This is a genomic window from Sagittula sp. P11, from assembly GCF_002814095.1.
GTDB lineage: Bacteria > Pseudomonadota > Alphaproteobacteria > Rhodobacterales > Rhodobacteraceae > Sagittula.
This window is the reverse complement of record NZ_CP021913.1, coordinates 3418202-3434082: the sequence shown is the minus strand read 5'-3', so window position 1 is coordinate 3434082 and position 15881 is coordinate 3418202. Positions and strand designations below refer to the sequence as shown.

Sequence of the window (15881 nt, the reverse complement as noted above, 5' to 3'; positions counted from 1 at the left end):
CGGAAAATGCAGCGATGCAGCAAAGCCTATGCGAGCGCAGAAGAAAAGGAAACCCTTCTGTGAGCAGGGCTTCCATGCGCTGAAAGCGTGACGTGGCAGGGGGTTACGGCAGGCGCGCCCGTCAGAACAGGCTGCCCTGCTCGGGCGGCTCCTGTTTTGCCTTGCGGCGTTGGGGCGCGCCGCCGCCCAGCTTCAGCCTCCCGTCGGCGAATTCCACCTCCAGCCCGGAGGCCTCCTCCGCAGCGGCCCGGCTGGTGACAACCCCGCTCTCGGACCAGACGACGGCATAGCCGCGGTCGAGCGTGGCGCGATACGAGAGCGTCTCGGCCAGGCGGGCCAAGGCCTCCAGCCGCTGACGGGTATCCTGAAGGCGGGCCTCCTGCGCGGCATCCATCCGTTGGGACAACCGGTCCAGCCGCTCGCGCCCGGTGCCGATCTCGCGCAGGATGGCACGCGGCGTCAACCGCGCGGCCCGCGCGTCCAGCGTGTCCCGCCGCACCTTGATGGCCCGTTCCAGCGCCGGGCCAAGGCGGGCCGCGCGCTCATCCAGCCGCCCACGCTCCACCGACACCGCGCGCCGCAGGATTGCAGGGCGCAGGGACCCCACGGTTTCGGTCAGCCGCAGGCGCTGCCGGTCCACCGCGCGGGTCAGTGCCGCGGGCAGCCGGTCGCCCATGACATCCAGCCGCTGCCGCGGCCCTTCGACCAGTTCCTCCGGGCGGGGAAGCGCACGCGCCAGATCGCGCAGCCGCTGCCCGCGATGCTCGATCCTGAGGCCCATGGCGCGGGTCATTCGTGCACCGAAGTCCCGGGTCTGTGCAGCAAGTTCCATACGCACCGGCACCGCCAGTTCGGCGGCGGCAGTGGGCGTCGGCGCCCGGCGGTCGGACACGAAGTCGATCAGTGTGGTGTCGGTCTCGTGCCCCACCGCGGATATCAGAGGGATGTCGGAAGCCGCCGCCGCCCGCGCCACGACCTCCTCGTTGAACCCCCAGAGGTCCTCGACGGAGCCGCCCCCCCTTGCCACGATCAGCAGGTCCGGTCGCGGCAAGGCACCGCCGCGCTGGAAGCGGTTGAACCCCTCGATGGCCCGGGCCACCTCCGGCGCGCAGGCCGCGCCCTGCACCGCCACCGGCCAGATCAGAACCTTGCGCGGGAAACGATCGCGCAGCCGATGCAGGATATCCCGGATGACCGCGCCCGAAGGCGAGGTCACGACACCGATGATCTCCGGCAGGTAAGGCAAGGGTTTCTTGCGCCCGGCATCGAAAAGGCCTTCCGCCGCCAGCGCCGCCTTGCGCTTTTCCAGCATCGCCATCAGCGCGCCCGCGCCCGCCGGACGGATATCCTCCAGCACGATCTGGTACTTGGACTGCCCCGGGAAGGTGGTCAGCCGTCCGGTGGCCACCACCTCCATCCCTTCCTCCGGCTGGGTCTGCAGACGCGACGCCACGCCCTTCCACATCACCCCGGAGATCACCGACCGGTCGTCCTTCAGGTCCAGGTACACGTGCCCGGAGCGCGGTCGCGACACGCGCCCCACCTCGCCCCGCACCCGGACGAAACCGAACTCCCCCTCGATCACGCGCTTCACCGCGCCCGAAAGCTCGGAGACCGAGAATTCCGGCGTGTTGCCATTCGTGCCGTCGTCGATCAGGTCCATGCCACGCTCTCTTGCCCTCACTTCCCGCGAACCTTAAAGCACCCGTAAACCGATCAAAAGCGCCCCCGTCCTTCATCTTGGTGACAAATACCTCGGGGGTCCGGGGGCTGGCCCCCGGTCCCGCCCCGGCCATCCGCCCCGACTGCAACACAGGAGCACGCACATGAACATCCTCATCCTCGGCAGCGGCGGACGCGAACACGCCCTGGCATGGGCCGCGCTCCAGAACCCGAAATGCGACAAGCTGATCGTCGCGCCGGGCAATGCGGGCATCGCGCAGATCGCGGAATGCGCACGGATCGACATTGAGGACGGCGGCGTGGTCGCGGAATTCGCCTCCGACAACGCCATCGACCTGGTGATCGTCGGACCGGAGGCCCCCCTGGCGGCGGGCGTCGCCGACCGGCTGCGGGAGGCCGGCCTGTCAGTTTTCGGCCCCTCGGCAGCGGCGGCACGGCTCGAAGCCTCCAAAAGCTTCACCAAGGAAATCTGCGACGCCTGCGGCGCGCCCACCGCGGCCTACGGCCATTTCACCCACGCCGATGCAGCAAAGGCCCATATTCGTGCAGGAACCGCCCCTGTCGTGGTCAAGGCGGACGGTCTGGCCGCGGGCAAGGGCGTCATCATCGCCGAAACCCTCGACGAGGCCTGCGCGGCTGTCGACGAGATGTTCGGCGGTGCCTTCGGCGGCGCGGGCGCCGAGGTGGTGATCGAGGAATTCATGACCGGCGAAGAGGCGTCCTTCTTTGTCCTTGTCGACGGCGAAACCTGCCTGCCGGTCGGAACGGCGCAAGACCACAAACGCGTGGGCGAAGGCGACACCGGCCCGAACACCGGCGGCATGGGTGCCTACTCTCCCGCACCGATCATGGACGGTGCCGTGACCGCCAAGGCGCTGGACGAGATCGTGCGCCCCTGCATGGCCGAGATGGTCCGGCGCGGCACGCCCTACCAGGGCGTCCTGTACGTTGGCCTGATGATCGAAGACGGTCAGCCGCGGCTGGTGGAGTACAACGTGCGGTTCGGCGATCCGGAATGCCAGGTCCTGATGCTGCGGCTGGGCGCTCAGGCACTGGACCTGATCCACGCCTGCGCCGATGGGCGGCTTGCCGATGCACAGGTCAACTGGGCCGACGACCACGCCTTGACCGTCGTCATGGCGGCCGACGGCTACCCCGGCAGCTACAAGAAGGGCACCGTGATCCGCGGGTTGGACGCCCTGCCCGAGGACAGCTTCAACGTCATGTTCCATGCCGGCACGACCGAGGCCGACGGCGCGGTAACGGCCACCGGCGGGCGCGTCCTGAACGCCACGGCACGCGGCGCCACGCTGCAGGAGGCCCGCGACCGGGCCTACGCGATGGTCGATGCGGTCGACTGGCCGGAAGGGTTCTGCCGCCGCGACATCGGCTGGCGGGCGCTCTGAAACCTGCACTGTCCGGGCCGGTCCTGACGGAAAGGGACCGGCTTCAGGGCTCGATGATCTCCCGCTCGGTCACGATCAGGTCAAGCGGCTGGTCCGTGTCCTCCAGCGGCAGGTCATCCATCTCCTGACCGGCAAACGCGAAGCCGATGGCAAGGGTCGGGCGTTTCGCCCGGAGCCGCTCCAGGGTGCGGTCGTAGAAGCCGCCGCCATATCCCAAACGCCCGCCACTGCGACTGAAGGCAACCAGCGGGACGATCAGGATCTCCGGCTCCATCGCCACGCCCGCCGCCGGGATGCGCGCGCCGAAGGGCCCGTGCGTCATCTCGCAGTCCGGCTCCCAGACGGAAAAGCTGAGCGGCAGCCCCGGTCCGTCGATCACGGGCACGCCAACGGGGCCGTAGGCCGAGGCCTCGGCCATGGCGGCGAGCGGGTCGATCTCCGTTCGGATGGCCATGTAGCCCGACAAAGGCACCCCGCGATGCCCCGCCAATATCTCGCTCAGACGTCCCGCCTGGCCCGGAAACCGTGCGTCGAACGCCGCTTTTCGTGCAGCAAAGGCCGCCTTGCGGGCGGCCGCCTTGCGCTCTTCCAGCGTCACAGCAACACCACAACGGCAAGGCCCAGAAAGGCGAAAAAGCCGACCACATCCGTGACGGTGGTTACAAAGGCACCGGAGGCGAGCGCGGGATCAACGCCCACCTTTTCAAGCACCACCGGGATAATGATCCCCGCAAGGCCTGCAATCACGAGGTTGATGACCATCGCCGATGCAATCACGCCGCCCAGGGCAGGCGAGCCGAACCAGATGATGCCGACGATCCCCATGATGACCGCGAAGGCCACGCCGTTGATCAGGCCGACCACGCCTTCACGGCGGATCACCCGCCACAGGTTGGAGCCGGTGAGGTCCTTGGTCGCCAGCGCACGCACCGCAACGGTCAGCGACTGCGTCCCGGCGTTCCCCCCCATGGAGGCGACAATGGGCATCAGGACCGCCAGCGCGACGATCTCGGCGATGGCCGCTTCGAACTGCGCGATGACGAGGCTGGCCAGAACCGCCGTCACGAGATTGACCGCCAGCCAGGGAATGCGGCGCTTGACCGTATCGACCACCTTGTCCGACAGGCGGCTTTCTCCGTCCACACCGGCCAGCCGCAGGATGTCTTCCTCGTTCTCCTCGTCCAGCACCGCCATGGCGTCGTCGATGGTGATCTGTCCGACGAGGCGGTCGTTCTCATCCACGACCGGGGCCGAGATCAGGTGGTACTGGTTGAAGGCATAGGCGACCTCGCCCTCGTACTGCATCACCGGGATGGTGTGGAACGACTCCTCCTGGATCGACTTCAGGGTCACGTCGCGCTTGGAAGACATGAGCCGCCCGAGGGTAACGTTGCCGACAGGCCGAAGGCGCGGATCGACCAGCACGATATGGTAGAACTGCTCTGGCAGGCTCTTGGACGAACGCAGGAAATCGATGGCCTCGCCGACGCTCCAATGCTCCGGGGCCATGACGACCTCGCGCTGCATGAGACGGCCGGCGGAGAACTCCGGGTAGGCCAGCGACTGCTCGACCGCGGCCCGTTCGCTTTCCGGAAGGACGTCCAGGATCGCTGTCTGCTGCGGCGTGTCGAGGTCCTCGATTAGATCGACCACGTCGTCGGAATCGAGCTCGCGGACCGCCTCGGCCAGCACCTGCGGCGTGAGGATGCCGATGACTTCCTCGCGCAGCGCCTCGTCGAGTTCCGAGAGGATGTCGCCGTCCATCTCGTGCCCGTAAAGCCGGATCAGCCGCATCCGGTCGTAGGCGTTCACCTGTTCCAGAAGGTCGGCGATGTCGGCCGGGTGCAGCGGCTCCATGAGCTCGACAAGCTGCTCCCGGTCGTCGGTGTCTACGGCGTACAGAATCCGCGCGACGGCCTTGCGGTCGAGGTCGTATCCCTCGTCGCGCGCCTCTTCCCGCGCGTCCTCGTCGGCCACTGCCTCGCTTTCCTGCGCCATGTGCCTGCCCTTCCGCGTTTCTTGTCACGGAGACTAGGTCAAGCGCCCGGAAAGCAACAGGGCAGATTGTCCTTTTCGCAGCGGCCCCATAGGGTTTGCGCGGACTGCGCGGGAAGGAGATCGCGATGACATCAGAGCTGCATCTCGGGCAATTGATCCGTTTCAGCGCGGACCCCTTCCAGGAGGGGATCGAAGCGGCCGAACACGTCACTTCGGGCGCGATTCTGGTCGTTGACGGCACGATTGCGGAGGTTGGCGGGGCGGACGCGCTCAGAAAACAGCACCGTGACGCGAAGGTCCACGACCATGGCAGCGGGCTGATCCTTCCCGGCTTCGTCGACGCCCATGCGCATTACCCGCAAACCGCAATGATCGCGAGCTGGGGCAAGCGGCTGATCGACTGGCTGAACACCTACACCTTCCCCGAAGAAAGCCGGTTCAAGGATCCCTCCTACGCGCAGGAGATCGCGGGGCGATACCTCGACCTGCTGCTCGCGCATGGCACGACCACGGTCTGCACCTATTGCACGATCCACCCGGCCTCCGTCGATGCGATCTTCGAAGCGGCGGAGGCGCGCGGCATGCGGGTGTTCGCTGGCAAGACCTGCATGGACCGCAACGCGCCGGACACGCTGCGGGACACCGCGCAAAGCGCCTACGACGACAGCAAGGCGCTGCTGAGCCGCTGGCACGGGCGCGGGCGGGCGTCCTATGTCATCACGCCCCGCTTCTCACCCACGTCGACGCCCGAACAGCTCTCGGCCCTTGGCGCACTTTGGGCCGAACATCCCGACTGCCTTATGCAAACCCACCTGTCCGAGCAGACCGAAGAAATCACGTGGGTCAAAAGGCTTTTCCCGGAGGCGCGGGATTACCTCGACACCTACGAAGCGCACGGGTTGCTCGGGGCCAATGGTCTCTATGGACACGCGATCCACCTTGAGCCGCGCGAACGCGACCGGTTGCGTGAGGTCGGAGCGGCTTTAGTGCATTGCCCGACGTCCAACACGTTCATCGGCTCCGGTCTGTTCGACATGGACGGGCTGATGGCAGAGGGGCACCGGATCGGGCTGGCCACCGACACGGGCGGCGGGTCCTCCTTCTCGATGCTGCGAACCATGGCGGCGGCCTACGAGATCGCGCAGCTGCGTGGCCGGGCCCTGCACCCGGCAGAGCTGCTTTGGCTTGCGACCGAAGGCTCTGCCCGCGCCCTGCGGCAGGACAGGATCGGACGGCTGGAACCGGGCGCGGAGGCGGATTTCATCGTCCTTGACCTCGCCTCCACCCCGGCCATCGCGCAGCGCTCCGCCGTGGCGGAAACCATCTGGGAGGCGCTCTTCCCGACGATCATGATGGGCGACGACCGCGCGATCGCGCAGACCTATGTGATGGGCAAACCGTCCAAAGCGTGAGGCGCCTCAGCAGCCGTCGCGGCCCAGCACCAGCACCCAGACATCGCCGGGCGCGCGGACCAGTCCGTATTCCCTGACCTCCGGCTTCACCATGTTGTCGCGATGCGGCGGAGAAGCGATCCAGTCGCCCAGCACCTCGGACAGGGTCTTCTGGCCCTTGGCGATGTTCTCGGCCACGGCGCAGGCCCCGTAACCCTGCCGCCTGACGCGGGTCATGACGTCGCTGCCATCCGACCCCTCGTGCGAAAAGAAGCCTTTGCGGGACATGTCGAGCGCATGTGCCTTGGCCGCCTCTTCCAGGCGCGGCGAAGGATTGACCTGGTCCAGCCCCTCTTCGGCGCGCAGGCCGTTCAGCATCTGGCGGACGGGTTGGGCAGTGGCAGCATTGGCGGCAAGAATAGCCGCAAGACACAGTCCATAAAGGATTTTCACAGAATATTCTCCAAACGACGCACAAGCGCATTCTGCCTTTTTATGGCAGCGTCCAGATCGAAAGTCACCACCTGCCCGTCCCGGACGACCTGCCGCCCCTCAACCAGAAGGTGTCTGACCCTGGGCGGCCCCGCCAGCAACAGCGCAGCCGGGTCCCAGCTTCCTGCGGACTCGATGCCCGACACGTCCCACAGCGCGATGTCCGCCCGTTTGCCCACAACGATCTGACCGCAGTCGTGGCGGCCAAGCACCTCTGCCCCGCCGCGCGTCGCGATGCGCAGTGCCTCGCGTGCGCTCATGGCGTCGGCGCCGCGGGCGACACGCTGCAGCAGCATGGCCTGCCGCGCCTCGGCCACGAGGCTACCCGCATCGTTCGAGGCCGAGCCATCCACCCCGAGGCCCACCTTCACGCCCGCATCGCGCATGGCGCGGACCGGCGCGATGCCAGATCCGAGGCGGCAGTTGGAACATGGGCAATGGGCGACCCCGGTGCGGCTGCGGGCGAAGAGGTCGATCTCCGTCGTGTCGAGCTTCACGCAATGCGCATGCCAGACGTCATCGCCGGTCCAGCCGAGATCCTCGGCGTACTGGCCCGGCCGGCAACCGAAATGCGCCTCGCTGTAGGCGATGTCCTCGTCGTTCTCGGCGAGATGCGTGTGCAGCATCACGCCCTTGTCGCGGGCCAGCAGCGCGGCGTCGCGCATCAGGTCCCGGCTGACCGAGAAGGGCGAACAGGGTGCGATGCCGACGCGGACCATGGCGCCGTCGCGGGGATCGTGGAAGGCGTCGACCACGCGGATGCAGTCTTCGAGGATGGCCGCTTCCCGTTCCACGAGGCTGTCGGGCGGCAGGCCGCCATCGCTTTCCCCGATGCTCATGGCGCCACGGGTCGGATGGAACCGCAGCCCGACCTCCCCCGCCGCCGCGATGGTGTCGTCCAGCCGGGCGCCGTTGGGATAGAGGTACAGGTGGTCGGAAGTCAGCGTACAGCCGGTCAGCGCCAGTTCAGCCAGACCGATCTGCGCCGAGACAAAGATCTCCTCGGGGCCGAAACGCGCCCAGATCGGGTAGAGCGTCTGCAACCAGCCAAAGAGTAGCGCATCCTGTCCGCCGGGTACCGCACGGGTGAGCGTCTGGTAAAGGTGATGATGCGTGTTCACGAGGCCCGGCGTCACGACGCAGGTCGCCGCGTCGATGACCTCTCCCGTTGTGGCAAGGCCGGTGCCGATCTCTGCGATGATCCCGTCGCGCAAACGGATGTCCGTGCCGGTCGTCTCCGTTCCGGCATCGTCCATGGTCAGCAGGTGGCGGGCATTGCGGATCAGGATCTCGGGCATCGCGGCGGCTCCTCAATAGCCTTTCAGGATCTCCAGCGCCGCCGCGTGCAATTCCGGGTTCGCCGCCGCCAGGGCGCGACCGCCGTAATGCACCGGCCCGCCCGCCCAGTCCGTCACGATCCCGCCCGCCGCCTCGATCAAGGCGATGGGGGCCTGGATGTCGTAGGCCTGTAGCCCGGCCTCGATGACGAGGTCGATCTGCCCGGCCGCCAGCAATGCGTAGGCGTAGCAGTCCATGCCATAGCGCACCAGTTTGGCGCGGGCCGCAACGGCTTCGAAACCGGCGCGGTCCTGCGGCTGGCCGACTTCGGGGAAGGTGGTGAAAAGCAGGGCGTTTTCGAGTCCGGAAGTTCGCCGTGTGACCATCGGGCCCTGCCCGCGCGGACCACGCCACGCCGCCTGCCCCAGCCCGCCGGAAAAGCGTTCGCCCATGTAGGGCTGGTCGACGATGCCATAGCGCGGGCCAGTGTCGTCCGAGAGCGCTACGAGCACGCCCCAAGTCGGGGTTCCGGCAAGGAAGCCGCGCGTCCCGTCGATCGGGTCGAGCACCCATGTCAGCCCACTGGTGCCGGATTGCGTGCCGTATTCCTCGCCAAGGATCGCGTCGTCGGGCCGGCGTTCTGCCAGGACCTTGCGCATCGCTTCTTCGGCGGCGCGGTCAGCGGCGGTCACGGGATCGAACCCGTCCGTCAGCTTGTTGTCCGCGGTCAGCCCGGCTGATCTGAAGTAGGGGAGTATCGCCGCCCCGGCTGCATCTGCAAGGGCGTGCGCAGTGCCGATCAAATCTTCGGCCAATCGTCCTGAAATGTCCACCTGTCGCCTCCGTACGCTTCGCCCTGTCAGGGGCTATCGCAGGCGGCGCGGCGGCTCAAGCCACGTCGGACAGGACGCGGGCGAGTTCGAAAAGACGGCGTCGCTGGTTCTCGGGGATCGCGTAGTAGGACCGCACGAGGTCGAGTGCTTCCTTGTCGCCAAGGATATCCGCCGGGACGTTGTCGCCAGAAGCAACTTCGGAATTCTCGTTTTCGATGCCTTCGAAGAAGAAGCTCACCGGAACGTCGAGCGCGTCTGCGATGTCCCAGAGGCGGGAGGCACTGACACGGTTCGCACCCGTTTCGTACTTCTGGATCTGCTGGAACTTGATACCCACTTTTTCGGCCAGCTGCTGCTGGGTCATGCCCACCAGCCAGCGGCGATGTCTAATACGTTTTCCAACATGAACGTCAACGGGATGCGCCATCGTGTGTCTTCCTGTTCTAAGGTTTGGCCAAATGAGAGACCCGGTTATCTTCAGACCGTCCGACCAGCCTCATCCTGCACGTGTATGGCCTGATGTGCTACATCAAAACGGTCACTCATATCAAGACACACAACCGCCTAATAATGGTAAACGCGAACGAATAACAACACAAAGTTGAAAAAAAACAGGAATTGTTGCTGTTAATAAATTTGGACTGCACATTACGCGTCCAAGGCGCGAGGAATTCGTCGATCTTCCGGCGCAAAAGGATAGGAGGCACCTATGCGTGCGTACGTGAAATTTTCTCCGGAGTCCGCACCGGAGTTGAAAGAAATCGAGGTCCCGACCCCGGGACCGGGAGAGATTCGGATTCGAGTCGCCGCCTGCGGCCTGAATTTCGCCGACCTTTTGATGATCAAGGGTACCTATCAGGATACTCCGGACTGTCCTTTCGTACTCGGTATGGAGGTCGCCGGCGTGGTTGATTCGCTCGGTGAGGGTGTCGAGAACTTCGCTCCGGGGGACCGTGTGGCGGTCTTCGGCGGGCAAGGCGGTCTGGCCGAGATGGCCTGTTTCGATGCCACCCGCGCCGTCCGCCTGCCGGATACAATGGACTTCACCACCGCCGCAGCCTTCCAGATCGCCTATGGCACCAGCCACGTGGCGCTCGACCACCGCGCCCGCCTGCAACCGGGAGAGACCCTTCTGGTGCTGGGCGCTGCCGGGGGTGTCGGGCTGACGGCGGTGGAGATCGGCAAGCTGATGGGCGCGACGGTCATCGCCTGTGCCCGCGGCACCGATAAGCTGGAGGCCGCGAAGGCGGCCGGTGCAGACCACCTGATCGACGCGCGGACACAGGACATAAGGGCCGAGGTGAAGGCGCTCGGCGGTGCGGATGTGGTCTATGATCCCGTCGGCGGCGAACAGTGGGAGGCCGCCTTCCGCGCCTGCAAACCCGAGGCGCGCCTGCTGCCGATCGGCTTCGCATCCGGCGACGTGCCGCAGGTCAAGACGAACCACCTGCTGGTCAAGAACCTTTCCGTGCTGGGCGTCTACTGGGGCGGCTACCTCGCGTTCCGGCCCGACATCCTGACCGGGTCGCTCGCGACGCTGATGGAGTGGCATGGCGCGGGCCGGCTCAAACCGCATGTCAGCCATACCTACCCGCTCGATCAAGCGGCGGAAGGGCTGGCTCTTTTGCGCGACCGCAAGTCGACCGGCAAGGTGGTCATCACCATTCAGGAGATGTGATCGCGACCCAAAGGGCCGGGGCGCAAAACCGCGCCCCGGTCCGGCCTCACGCCTTTTCGGCCGCCCAGATCATGTCGATCATCTCCTGCGTCCCGCGGGAGAATTCTAGCGGACAGGGATAGGGCGCGCCGTCCAGCACCGATGCATTGAACGCCTCGACCTGATGGACGTAGTGATTGTCGGACGGGAACCGCCACCTTGTCACCTTCAGGTCCTTGCCCTGCACCTCCACCTCGGCCTGCCCGTAAACCGCCGCGTTGAAGGGCGTTGTCAGGCGCATCACGCCGCCGTCGCCGTGGAAAACCACCTCCTGCCAGGGCGCCATCCGCATCGACACCACGCCTGTATAATGGAACGAGGGGAAGCGCGCGGTGATGTGGCTCCAGACATCGACGCCGTTCTCCCGCTCGATTTCCGTCGACAGGATCGCCTGCGGCTCCTCGCCCGTCACGAAGCGAACCGTTCCGTAGGCGTAGACGCCGATGTCGGGCACCGCGCCGCCGCCGGTCTCCGGACGGTTGCGGATGTTCTCGCCGTCGCTGCTGTTGTCATAGGAGAAGGCGACGGAAACACGCTTGAGCGCGCCGATGGCCCCCTCTTCATAGAGCGCCTTGGCCTTCTTCCACTGGGGGTGGTGCACGACCATGTAGGCCTCTGCCGCGAGTTTTCCGGTGGCATCCCGGGCGGCGATCACCGGCGCGAAGTCGGCGGCCTGCATGGCCAGCGGCTTCTCGACCAGCACGTGTTTGCCCGCCTCCAGCGCCTTCACCGTCCATTCGACGTGCAGGTGGTTCGGCAGGGGGATGTAGACCGCGTCGATCTCCGGATCGGCCAGCAGGTCGTCGTAGGAGAGGTGCACCTTCAGCCCCGGCGCGCGCTCTGCAAACGGGGCGGCCTTTTCCTCGCTCGAGGTGGCAAGCGCACAAAGCCGCCCGCGGCGCGCCTGGTTGATGGCCGGTCCCATGTGCTCGCGCGCGAACTTTGCCGCGCCGAGGATGCCCCATCTCACGTGATCTGTCATCGTCAGCTCCCTGGTGTTTGCGCTCACGCTAGACCAGTTGCTCCGGGGATGGAACGTGCCGCGCCCTCGAAATCCGGGCCAGCGGGTGTCAGTCGGACAGGAGCGGCCACGGGCTGCGTGTCTTGGCCTGCCGCAGGATGAAATGCGTCTGGCTGACCCGTACCAGCCCGCCGGCCAGCATCCCGCGCTTCAGGAACGCCTCCAGATCTTCCGGATCGCGCGCCGCAACCTTCAGCAGGAAATCGCAGGCCCCCGTCACGGACTCGCACTCGACGATCCGCGCCTCCTGATCAACGAGGTCGCCGAAGGCCGACAGCGTGTCATCGGAATGGTCGATCAGGCTGACGAAGACATAGGCCAGCGCGCCAAGCCCGAGGGCCTTGGGGTCCAGCCGCGCGACGTAGCCGCGGATGACGCCCTCGTCCTCCAGCCGCTTGATCCGCCGCCAGCAGGGCGAGGTCGAAAGCCCGGCCGCATCAGCCAGCGTCTGGATGCTGGCCTTCCCGTCATGCTGCAAATGCGCGAGGAGTTTGCGGTCGGTGTCGTCTAGCTTCATGATCGGATATTGCCCTTCATTCCCATGCTTCTGGAATAAGTTTCCCGCAATCATTGGAAAACTCGGCAACAGGGTTTTCGGTTCCGTAATCCGAGAAACTACGCAGTCGCAGCATTCGACTCAATATCAATTGGCCGCCGTACTATTTACCGATTCCTAATAGATGTATTGTTTGGTACATTTCCTTAGGGTTTTTCGTTTCATGAATGAAAAGGCCCCCTCCGTTTCCGGAGGGGGCCGCCAGCGCCTTCGAACACATGAGGTAATCTTGGGAGTCCGCCGCTTTGACCACCGGGCCACCGCTGCCGGCCCGGCGGAACGGTTCAGGCGCTGGTCAGCATGCCCTGCTCACGGGCAAGGTCACGCATCCGCTTCTGCAGCTTCTCGAACGCCCGCACTTCGATCTGCCGGATACGTTCCCGGCTGACGTCGTACTGGCCCGACAGCTCTTCCAGCGTCACCGCCTGATCAGACAGGCGCCGCTGGGTCAGAATGTCCTTTTCCCTCTCGTTGAGCACGTCCATCGCCTGCTCCAGCAGGGCGCGGCGCGCCTCGAGTTCGTTGCGTTCGGCATATTCACCGGCCTGGTCGGCATCCTCGTCCTCAAGCCAGTCCTGCCATTGCATCGACCCTTCGCCTTCGGAGCCGACCGTCGCGTTCAGAGACGCGTCGCCACCGGACAGGCGCCGGTTCATCGAGATGACCTCGTCTTCGGACACGCCCAGATCGGTCGCGATCTTTTCGACGTGTTCCGGACGCAGGTCGCCGTCCTCCAGCGCGCCGATGCGGCTTTTGGCCTTGCGCAGGTTGAAGAACAGCTTCTTCTGCGCCGAGGTCGTGCCCAGCTTCACCAGCGACCAGGACCGCAGGATGTATTCCTGGATCGAGGCGCGGATCCACCACATCGCATAGGTGGCAAGGCGGAAGCCCTTTTCCGGGTCGAAACGCTTGACCGCCTGCATCAGGCCGACGTTCGCCTCGGAGATCACCTCCGCCTGCGGCAGTCCGTAGCCGCGATAGCCCATGGCGATCTTGGCCGCGAGCCGCAGGTGAGACGTCACAAGCTGGTGTGCCGCCTGCGTGTCCTCGTCCTCGACCCAGCGTTTTGCCAGCATGTATTCCTCTTCAGGCTCCAGAAGCGGGAACTTGCGGATTTCCTGAAGGTAGCGGCTCAGACCGGCTTCCGGCGTCGGTGCCGGGAGATTTGCGTAGTTGCTCATGCCTTGCCCCTCTCGTACGACGCGTTTGCGCCTTTCATGTTACACGGCTTAACATCCAGATGGCCCTTGGCCAGATCGGTTTCAAGATGCTTAACCAACAAACGTTGCGCATAAGTTAAGGTTTCGTGAACGTTGGGGAACCCATATGTCAGCGGGTTCACATGCACGTGCACTCGATGACATCCGGCTTTTCCAACCCATACATTATTGCATGATATGGATGCAGTTTCAGCAAATTTCCATACACAACGCGATGACGTACTCCGCGACCAAACCCAATCCGAACGTCACGGAGTATTATCCCATGCCCGCCCTCGACGCACCTCGCCAGATCCGCACAGCCGGTGTGCTGTATCTGGTCATCATCGCTTCCGGCCTGACGGCCGAGCTGGCCCTGCGCGGTCCCGCGCTGGCAGGCGGGGCAGAGACGCTGGTCACCCATCTCTCTTCCATCCGCCTCAGCCTCCTGGCCGACGTAATCATGCTGCTGGCGGACATTGCCCTGGCGCTTGTCTTCTTCACCCTTCTGCGCCCGGTCTCCGAAGGCCTTTCCCGCGCCGCCATGGTCTTCCGTCTCGGACAGGCGGCGCTGATCGGCACCAGCCTCGTGGCGCTCTCCGCCGTGCCGCAACTGGTGGAGGGCGGGCGCACCGATCTCGCCCTGACCTTCGCCGCGCTCCATGCCAGCGGCTATGATATCGGTCTGGTCCTGTTCGGGGTGAACGCGATGGTGATGGCGAAACTGGTCTGCCTGTCTCGCGTCGCGCCGATGGCGTTGCCCGCCGGGCTGATGCTGACCGGGCTCATCTACATCGCCGGCGGGATCACCCGCCTGGCCGCGCCCGACCTGAACGCGCTGATGCAGCCCGCCTACCTCGTCTGCATCGTGACGGAGGTAGGGTTCTGCCTCTGGTTGCTTATCGCGGGCCGGCTCTGACGCTCCGCGGATAAGTCAGGCACGGACACCCGGCGCTTCACGCCACCGTGCGCAGCGCCGCCAGCAGGTCCTGCATGTCCGCAGGCAATGGCGCCTCGAACAGCATCTCCTCTTCCGTCACCGGATGGACAAAGCCCAGTTCTGCCGCATGCAACGCCTGACGGTCAAAGGCATCGGCGGCGGCAAAGGCCGCAGGGGAGAGCGCGCTGCCCTTCAGCTTGCGCCGCCCGCCATAGGTGCTGTCGCCCACCAGCGCGTGCCCCGCATGGGCCATGTGCACGCGGATCTGGTGGGTGCGCCCGGTCTCGAGCCGGCATTCCACCAGCGCGAGGCATTCCGGCACGCCGAAGGTCTCCAGCACGCGGGCATGGGTGATCGCGTGCCGCCCCTTCCCGTCAAAGAACACCGCCTGCCGCTGCCGGTCCGTCTTGTGCCGCGCGAGGCCGGAGGTGATCGTGATCCCGCCCCCTGCCCCGGCAGACACACCGCGCGTGCCCATCAGCCGGGGGTCGGCCACGTCCGGCACGCCATGCACAACCGCCAGATAGGCCCGGCGCGCCGTGTGCTTCTCGAACTGTTTGGCCAGCCCGTGGTGCGCGCGGTCGGACTTTGCCACGACCAGCAGGCCGGAGGTGTCCTTGTCGATCCGGTGCACGATGCCGGGCCGCTTCTCGCCGCCGACGCCCGACAGATCGCCGCCGAAGTGGTGCAGCAGCGCGTTGACCAGCGTGCCGTCCGGCGTGCCGGGCGCGGGGTGGACCACCATGCCGGCGGGCTTGTTCACCACCAGCAGGTCGGCATCCTCGAACACGATCTCCAGCGGGATGTCCTGCGGGACGACGTCATACTCTTCCGCCTCGGGCACGGCGATCTCCAGCACGTCCCCCTCGGCGACCTTCGCCTTGGGATCGGTCAGCGGTGCGCCCTCGCGGGTCACGGCGCCCTCGGCGATCAGCCGGCCCAGACGGGTGCGCGACAGGGCCGCGGCCTCTGGCACATCGCGGGCAAGGGCCTTATCAAGGCGTTGCGGCGGATCGGCCGCGATGACGACACGAAGGCGGTCCATGGAAACTCCCGAGCCGGAATATCGGCACCCGCCCGGCCTGCGGTTCCTGCAGGCGATGGTGACGGTGCTCATGGTGGTGATGATGGTCGGGATCGTGGGGATCCTCGGCCTGATCTGGCATCGCTATAGCAAGGCGCAGGCGCCGCTGCCAGAGGTCATCACCCTGCCCGGTGGCGCAACCGCCACCGCCTACACTCAGGGCGTCGACTGGTACGCCGTGGTGACAGGCGACGACCGTATCCTGATCTTCGACCGGGGCACCGGCAAACTGCGGCAGGAGATCGCTGTCGAACCGGCGGAGTGACTCCGCCCGCGCATCCCG

Annotated in this window: 16 protein-coding genes; 5 read left to right on the top strand and 11 right to left on the bottom strand. The window is 66.0% G+C overall.

All coding sequences use genetic code 11. The features are described from left to right. Nucleotides 1–121: 121 nt before the first annotated feature. Complete coding sequence (gene xseA, locus CDO87_RS16745) at nt 122–1663, bottom strand: exodeoxyribonuclease VII large subunit (protein WP_100929834.1); 1542 nt, start codon at nt 1661–1663, stop codon at nt 122–124. Nucleotides 1664–1826: 163 nt separating this feature from the next. Between xseA and purD the strand changes: the two genes are divergently transcribed. After that, nucleotides 1827–3089 (top strand): phosphoribosylamine--glycine ligase, encoded by a 1263-nt coding sequence (gene purD / locus CDO87_RS16740; protein WP_100929833.1) that lies wholly within the window; start codon nt 1827–1829, stop codon nt 3087–3089. A 43-nt stretch (nt 3090–3132) separates the two neighbouring features. Here the strand turns inward: purD and CDO87_RS16735 are convergent, their stop codons facing one another. Both CDO87_RS16735 and mgtE read right to left on the bottom strand, forming a co-directional pair. Continuing rightward, a complete protein-coding gene (locus CDO87_RS16735; RefSeq protein ID WP_100929832.1) occupies nt 3133–3687 on the bottom strand; it encodes a 5-formyltetrahydrofolate cyclo-ligase in 555 nt (184 codons plus the stop codon). Further along, nucleotides 3684–5087: a magnesium transporter gene (mgtE, locus tag CDO87_RS16730; protein WP_100929831.1), complete on the bottom strand. Its 1404-nt coding sequence runs from the start codon at nt 5085–5087 to the stop codon at nt 3684–3686. The genes CDO87_RS16735 and mgtE overlap by 4 nt, the downstream gene beginning before the upstream one ends. 125 nt (nt 5088–5212) lie before the next feature. On the opposite strand from mgtE, the gene guaD reads away from it, so the two are divergent. Beyond that, nucleotides 5213–6499, top strand: coding sequence for a guanine deaminase (gene guaD / locus CDO87_RS16725; RefSeq protein WP_100929830.1), 1287 nt, complete (start codon nt 5213–5215; stop codon nt 6497–6499). 6 nt (nt 6500–6505) lie between these two features. On the opposite strand, the gene CDO87_RS16720 is transcribed toward guaD, so the two are convergent. From CDO87_RS16720 to CDO87_RS16705, 4 genes are all read right to left on the bottom strand, one after another. Then, nucleotides 6506–6931: a CAP domain-containing protein gene (locus CDO87_RS16720; RefSeq protein WP_254698179.1), complete on the bottom strand. Its 426-nt coding sequence runs from the start codon at nt 6929–6931 to the stop codon at nt 6506–6508. Then, the gene (locus CDO87_RS16715; RefSeq protein ID WP_100929828.1) at nt 6928–8268 is read right to left on the bottom strand and encodes an 8-oxoguanine deaminase; all 1341 of its coding nucleotides are present in this window, start codon (nt 8266–8268) and stop codon (nt 6928–6930) included. Before CDO87_RS16715 ends, CDO87_RS16720 begins: the two co-directional genes overlap by 4 nt. Before the next feature lie 12 nt (nt 8269–8280). Further along, nucleotides 8281–9063 carry a histidinol-phosphatase gene (gene hisN / locus CDO87_RS16710; RefSeq protein WP_100929827.1) on the bottom strand — a complete coding sequence of 261 codons (783 nt, stop codon included), beginning with the start codon at nt 9061–9063 and terminating at the stop codon, nt 8281–8283. A gap of 73 nt (nt 9064–9136) precedes the next feature. After that, nucleotides 9137–9508 carry a helix-turn-helix domain-containing protein gene (locus CDO87_RS16705; protein ID WP_100929826.1) on the bottom strand — a complete coding sequence of 124 codons (372 nt, stop codon included), beginning with the start codon at nt 9506–9508 and terminating at the stop codon, nt 9137–9139. 282 nt (nt 9509–9790) lie between these two features. Here CDO87_RS16705 and CDO87_RS16700 point away from each other — a divergent pair, with 282 nt between their 5' ends. Continuing rightward, nucleotides 9791–10759, top strand: a complete 969-nt coding sequence (locus CDO87_RS16700) for an NADPH:quinone oxidoreductase family protein (RefSeq protein WP_100929825.1) — start codon at nt 9791–9793, stop codon at nt 10757–10759. 46 nt (nt 10760–10805) lie between these two features. On the opposite strand, the gene CDO87_RS16695 is transcribed toward CDO87_RS16700, so the two are convergent. The 3 genes from CDO87_RS16695 to rpoH form a co-directional block, all read right to left on the bottom strand. After that, nucleotides 10806–11780, bottom strand: coding sequence for a Gfo/Idh/MocA family protein (locus CDO87_RS16695; protein ID WP_100929824.1), 975 nt, complete (start codon nt 11778–11780; stop codon nt 10806–10808). Between the two features lie 88 nt (nt 11781–11868). After that, entirely contained in the window at nt 11869–12336 is a 468-nt protein-coding gene (locus CDO87_RS16690) for an Lrp/AsnC family transcriptional regulator (protein ID WP_100929823.1), read from the bottom strand. 323 nt (nt 12337–12659) lie between these two features. Beyond that, a complete protein-coding gene (gene rpoH / locus CDO87_RS16685) occupies nt 12660–13556 on the bottom strand; it encodes an RNA polymerase sigma factor RpoH (RefSeq protein WP_100929822.1) in 897 nt (298 codons plus the stop codon). 253 nt (nt 13557–13809) lie between these two features. On the opposite strand from rpoH, the gene CDO87_RS16680 reads away from it, so the two are divergent. Next, on the top strand, nt 13810–14493 hold the full coding sequence (locus CDO87_RS16680; RefSeq protein WP_254698178.1) for a DUF4386 domain-containing protein: 684 nt from the start codon (nt 13810–13812) through the stop codon (nt 14491–14493). A gap of 37 nt (nt 14494–14530) precedes the next feature. Here CDO87_RS16680 and CDO87_RS16675 read toward each other — a convergent pair whose 3' ends face one another. Further along, complete coding sequence (locus CDO87_RS16675; RefSeq protein WP_100929821.1) at nt 14531–15559, bottom strand: RluA family pseudouridine synthase; 1029 nt, start codon at nt 15557–15559, stop codon at nt 14531–14533. On the opposite strand from CDO87_RS16675, the gene CDO87_RS16670 reads away from it, so the two are divergent. Beyond that, nucleotides 15558–15863: a DUF6476 family protein gene (locus CDO87_RS16670; protein WP_100929820.1), complete on the top strand. Its 306-nt coding sequence runs from the start codon at nt 15558–15560 to the stop codon at nt 15861–15863. The genes CDO87_RS16675 and CDO87_RS16670 overlap by 2 nt on opposite strands. Nucleotides 15864–15881: the final 18 nt, after the last annotated feature.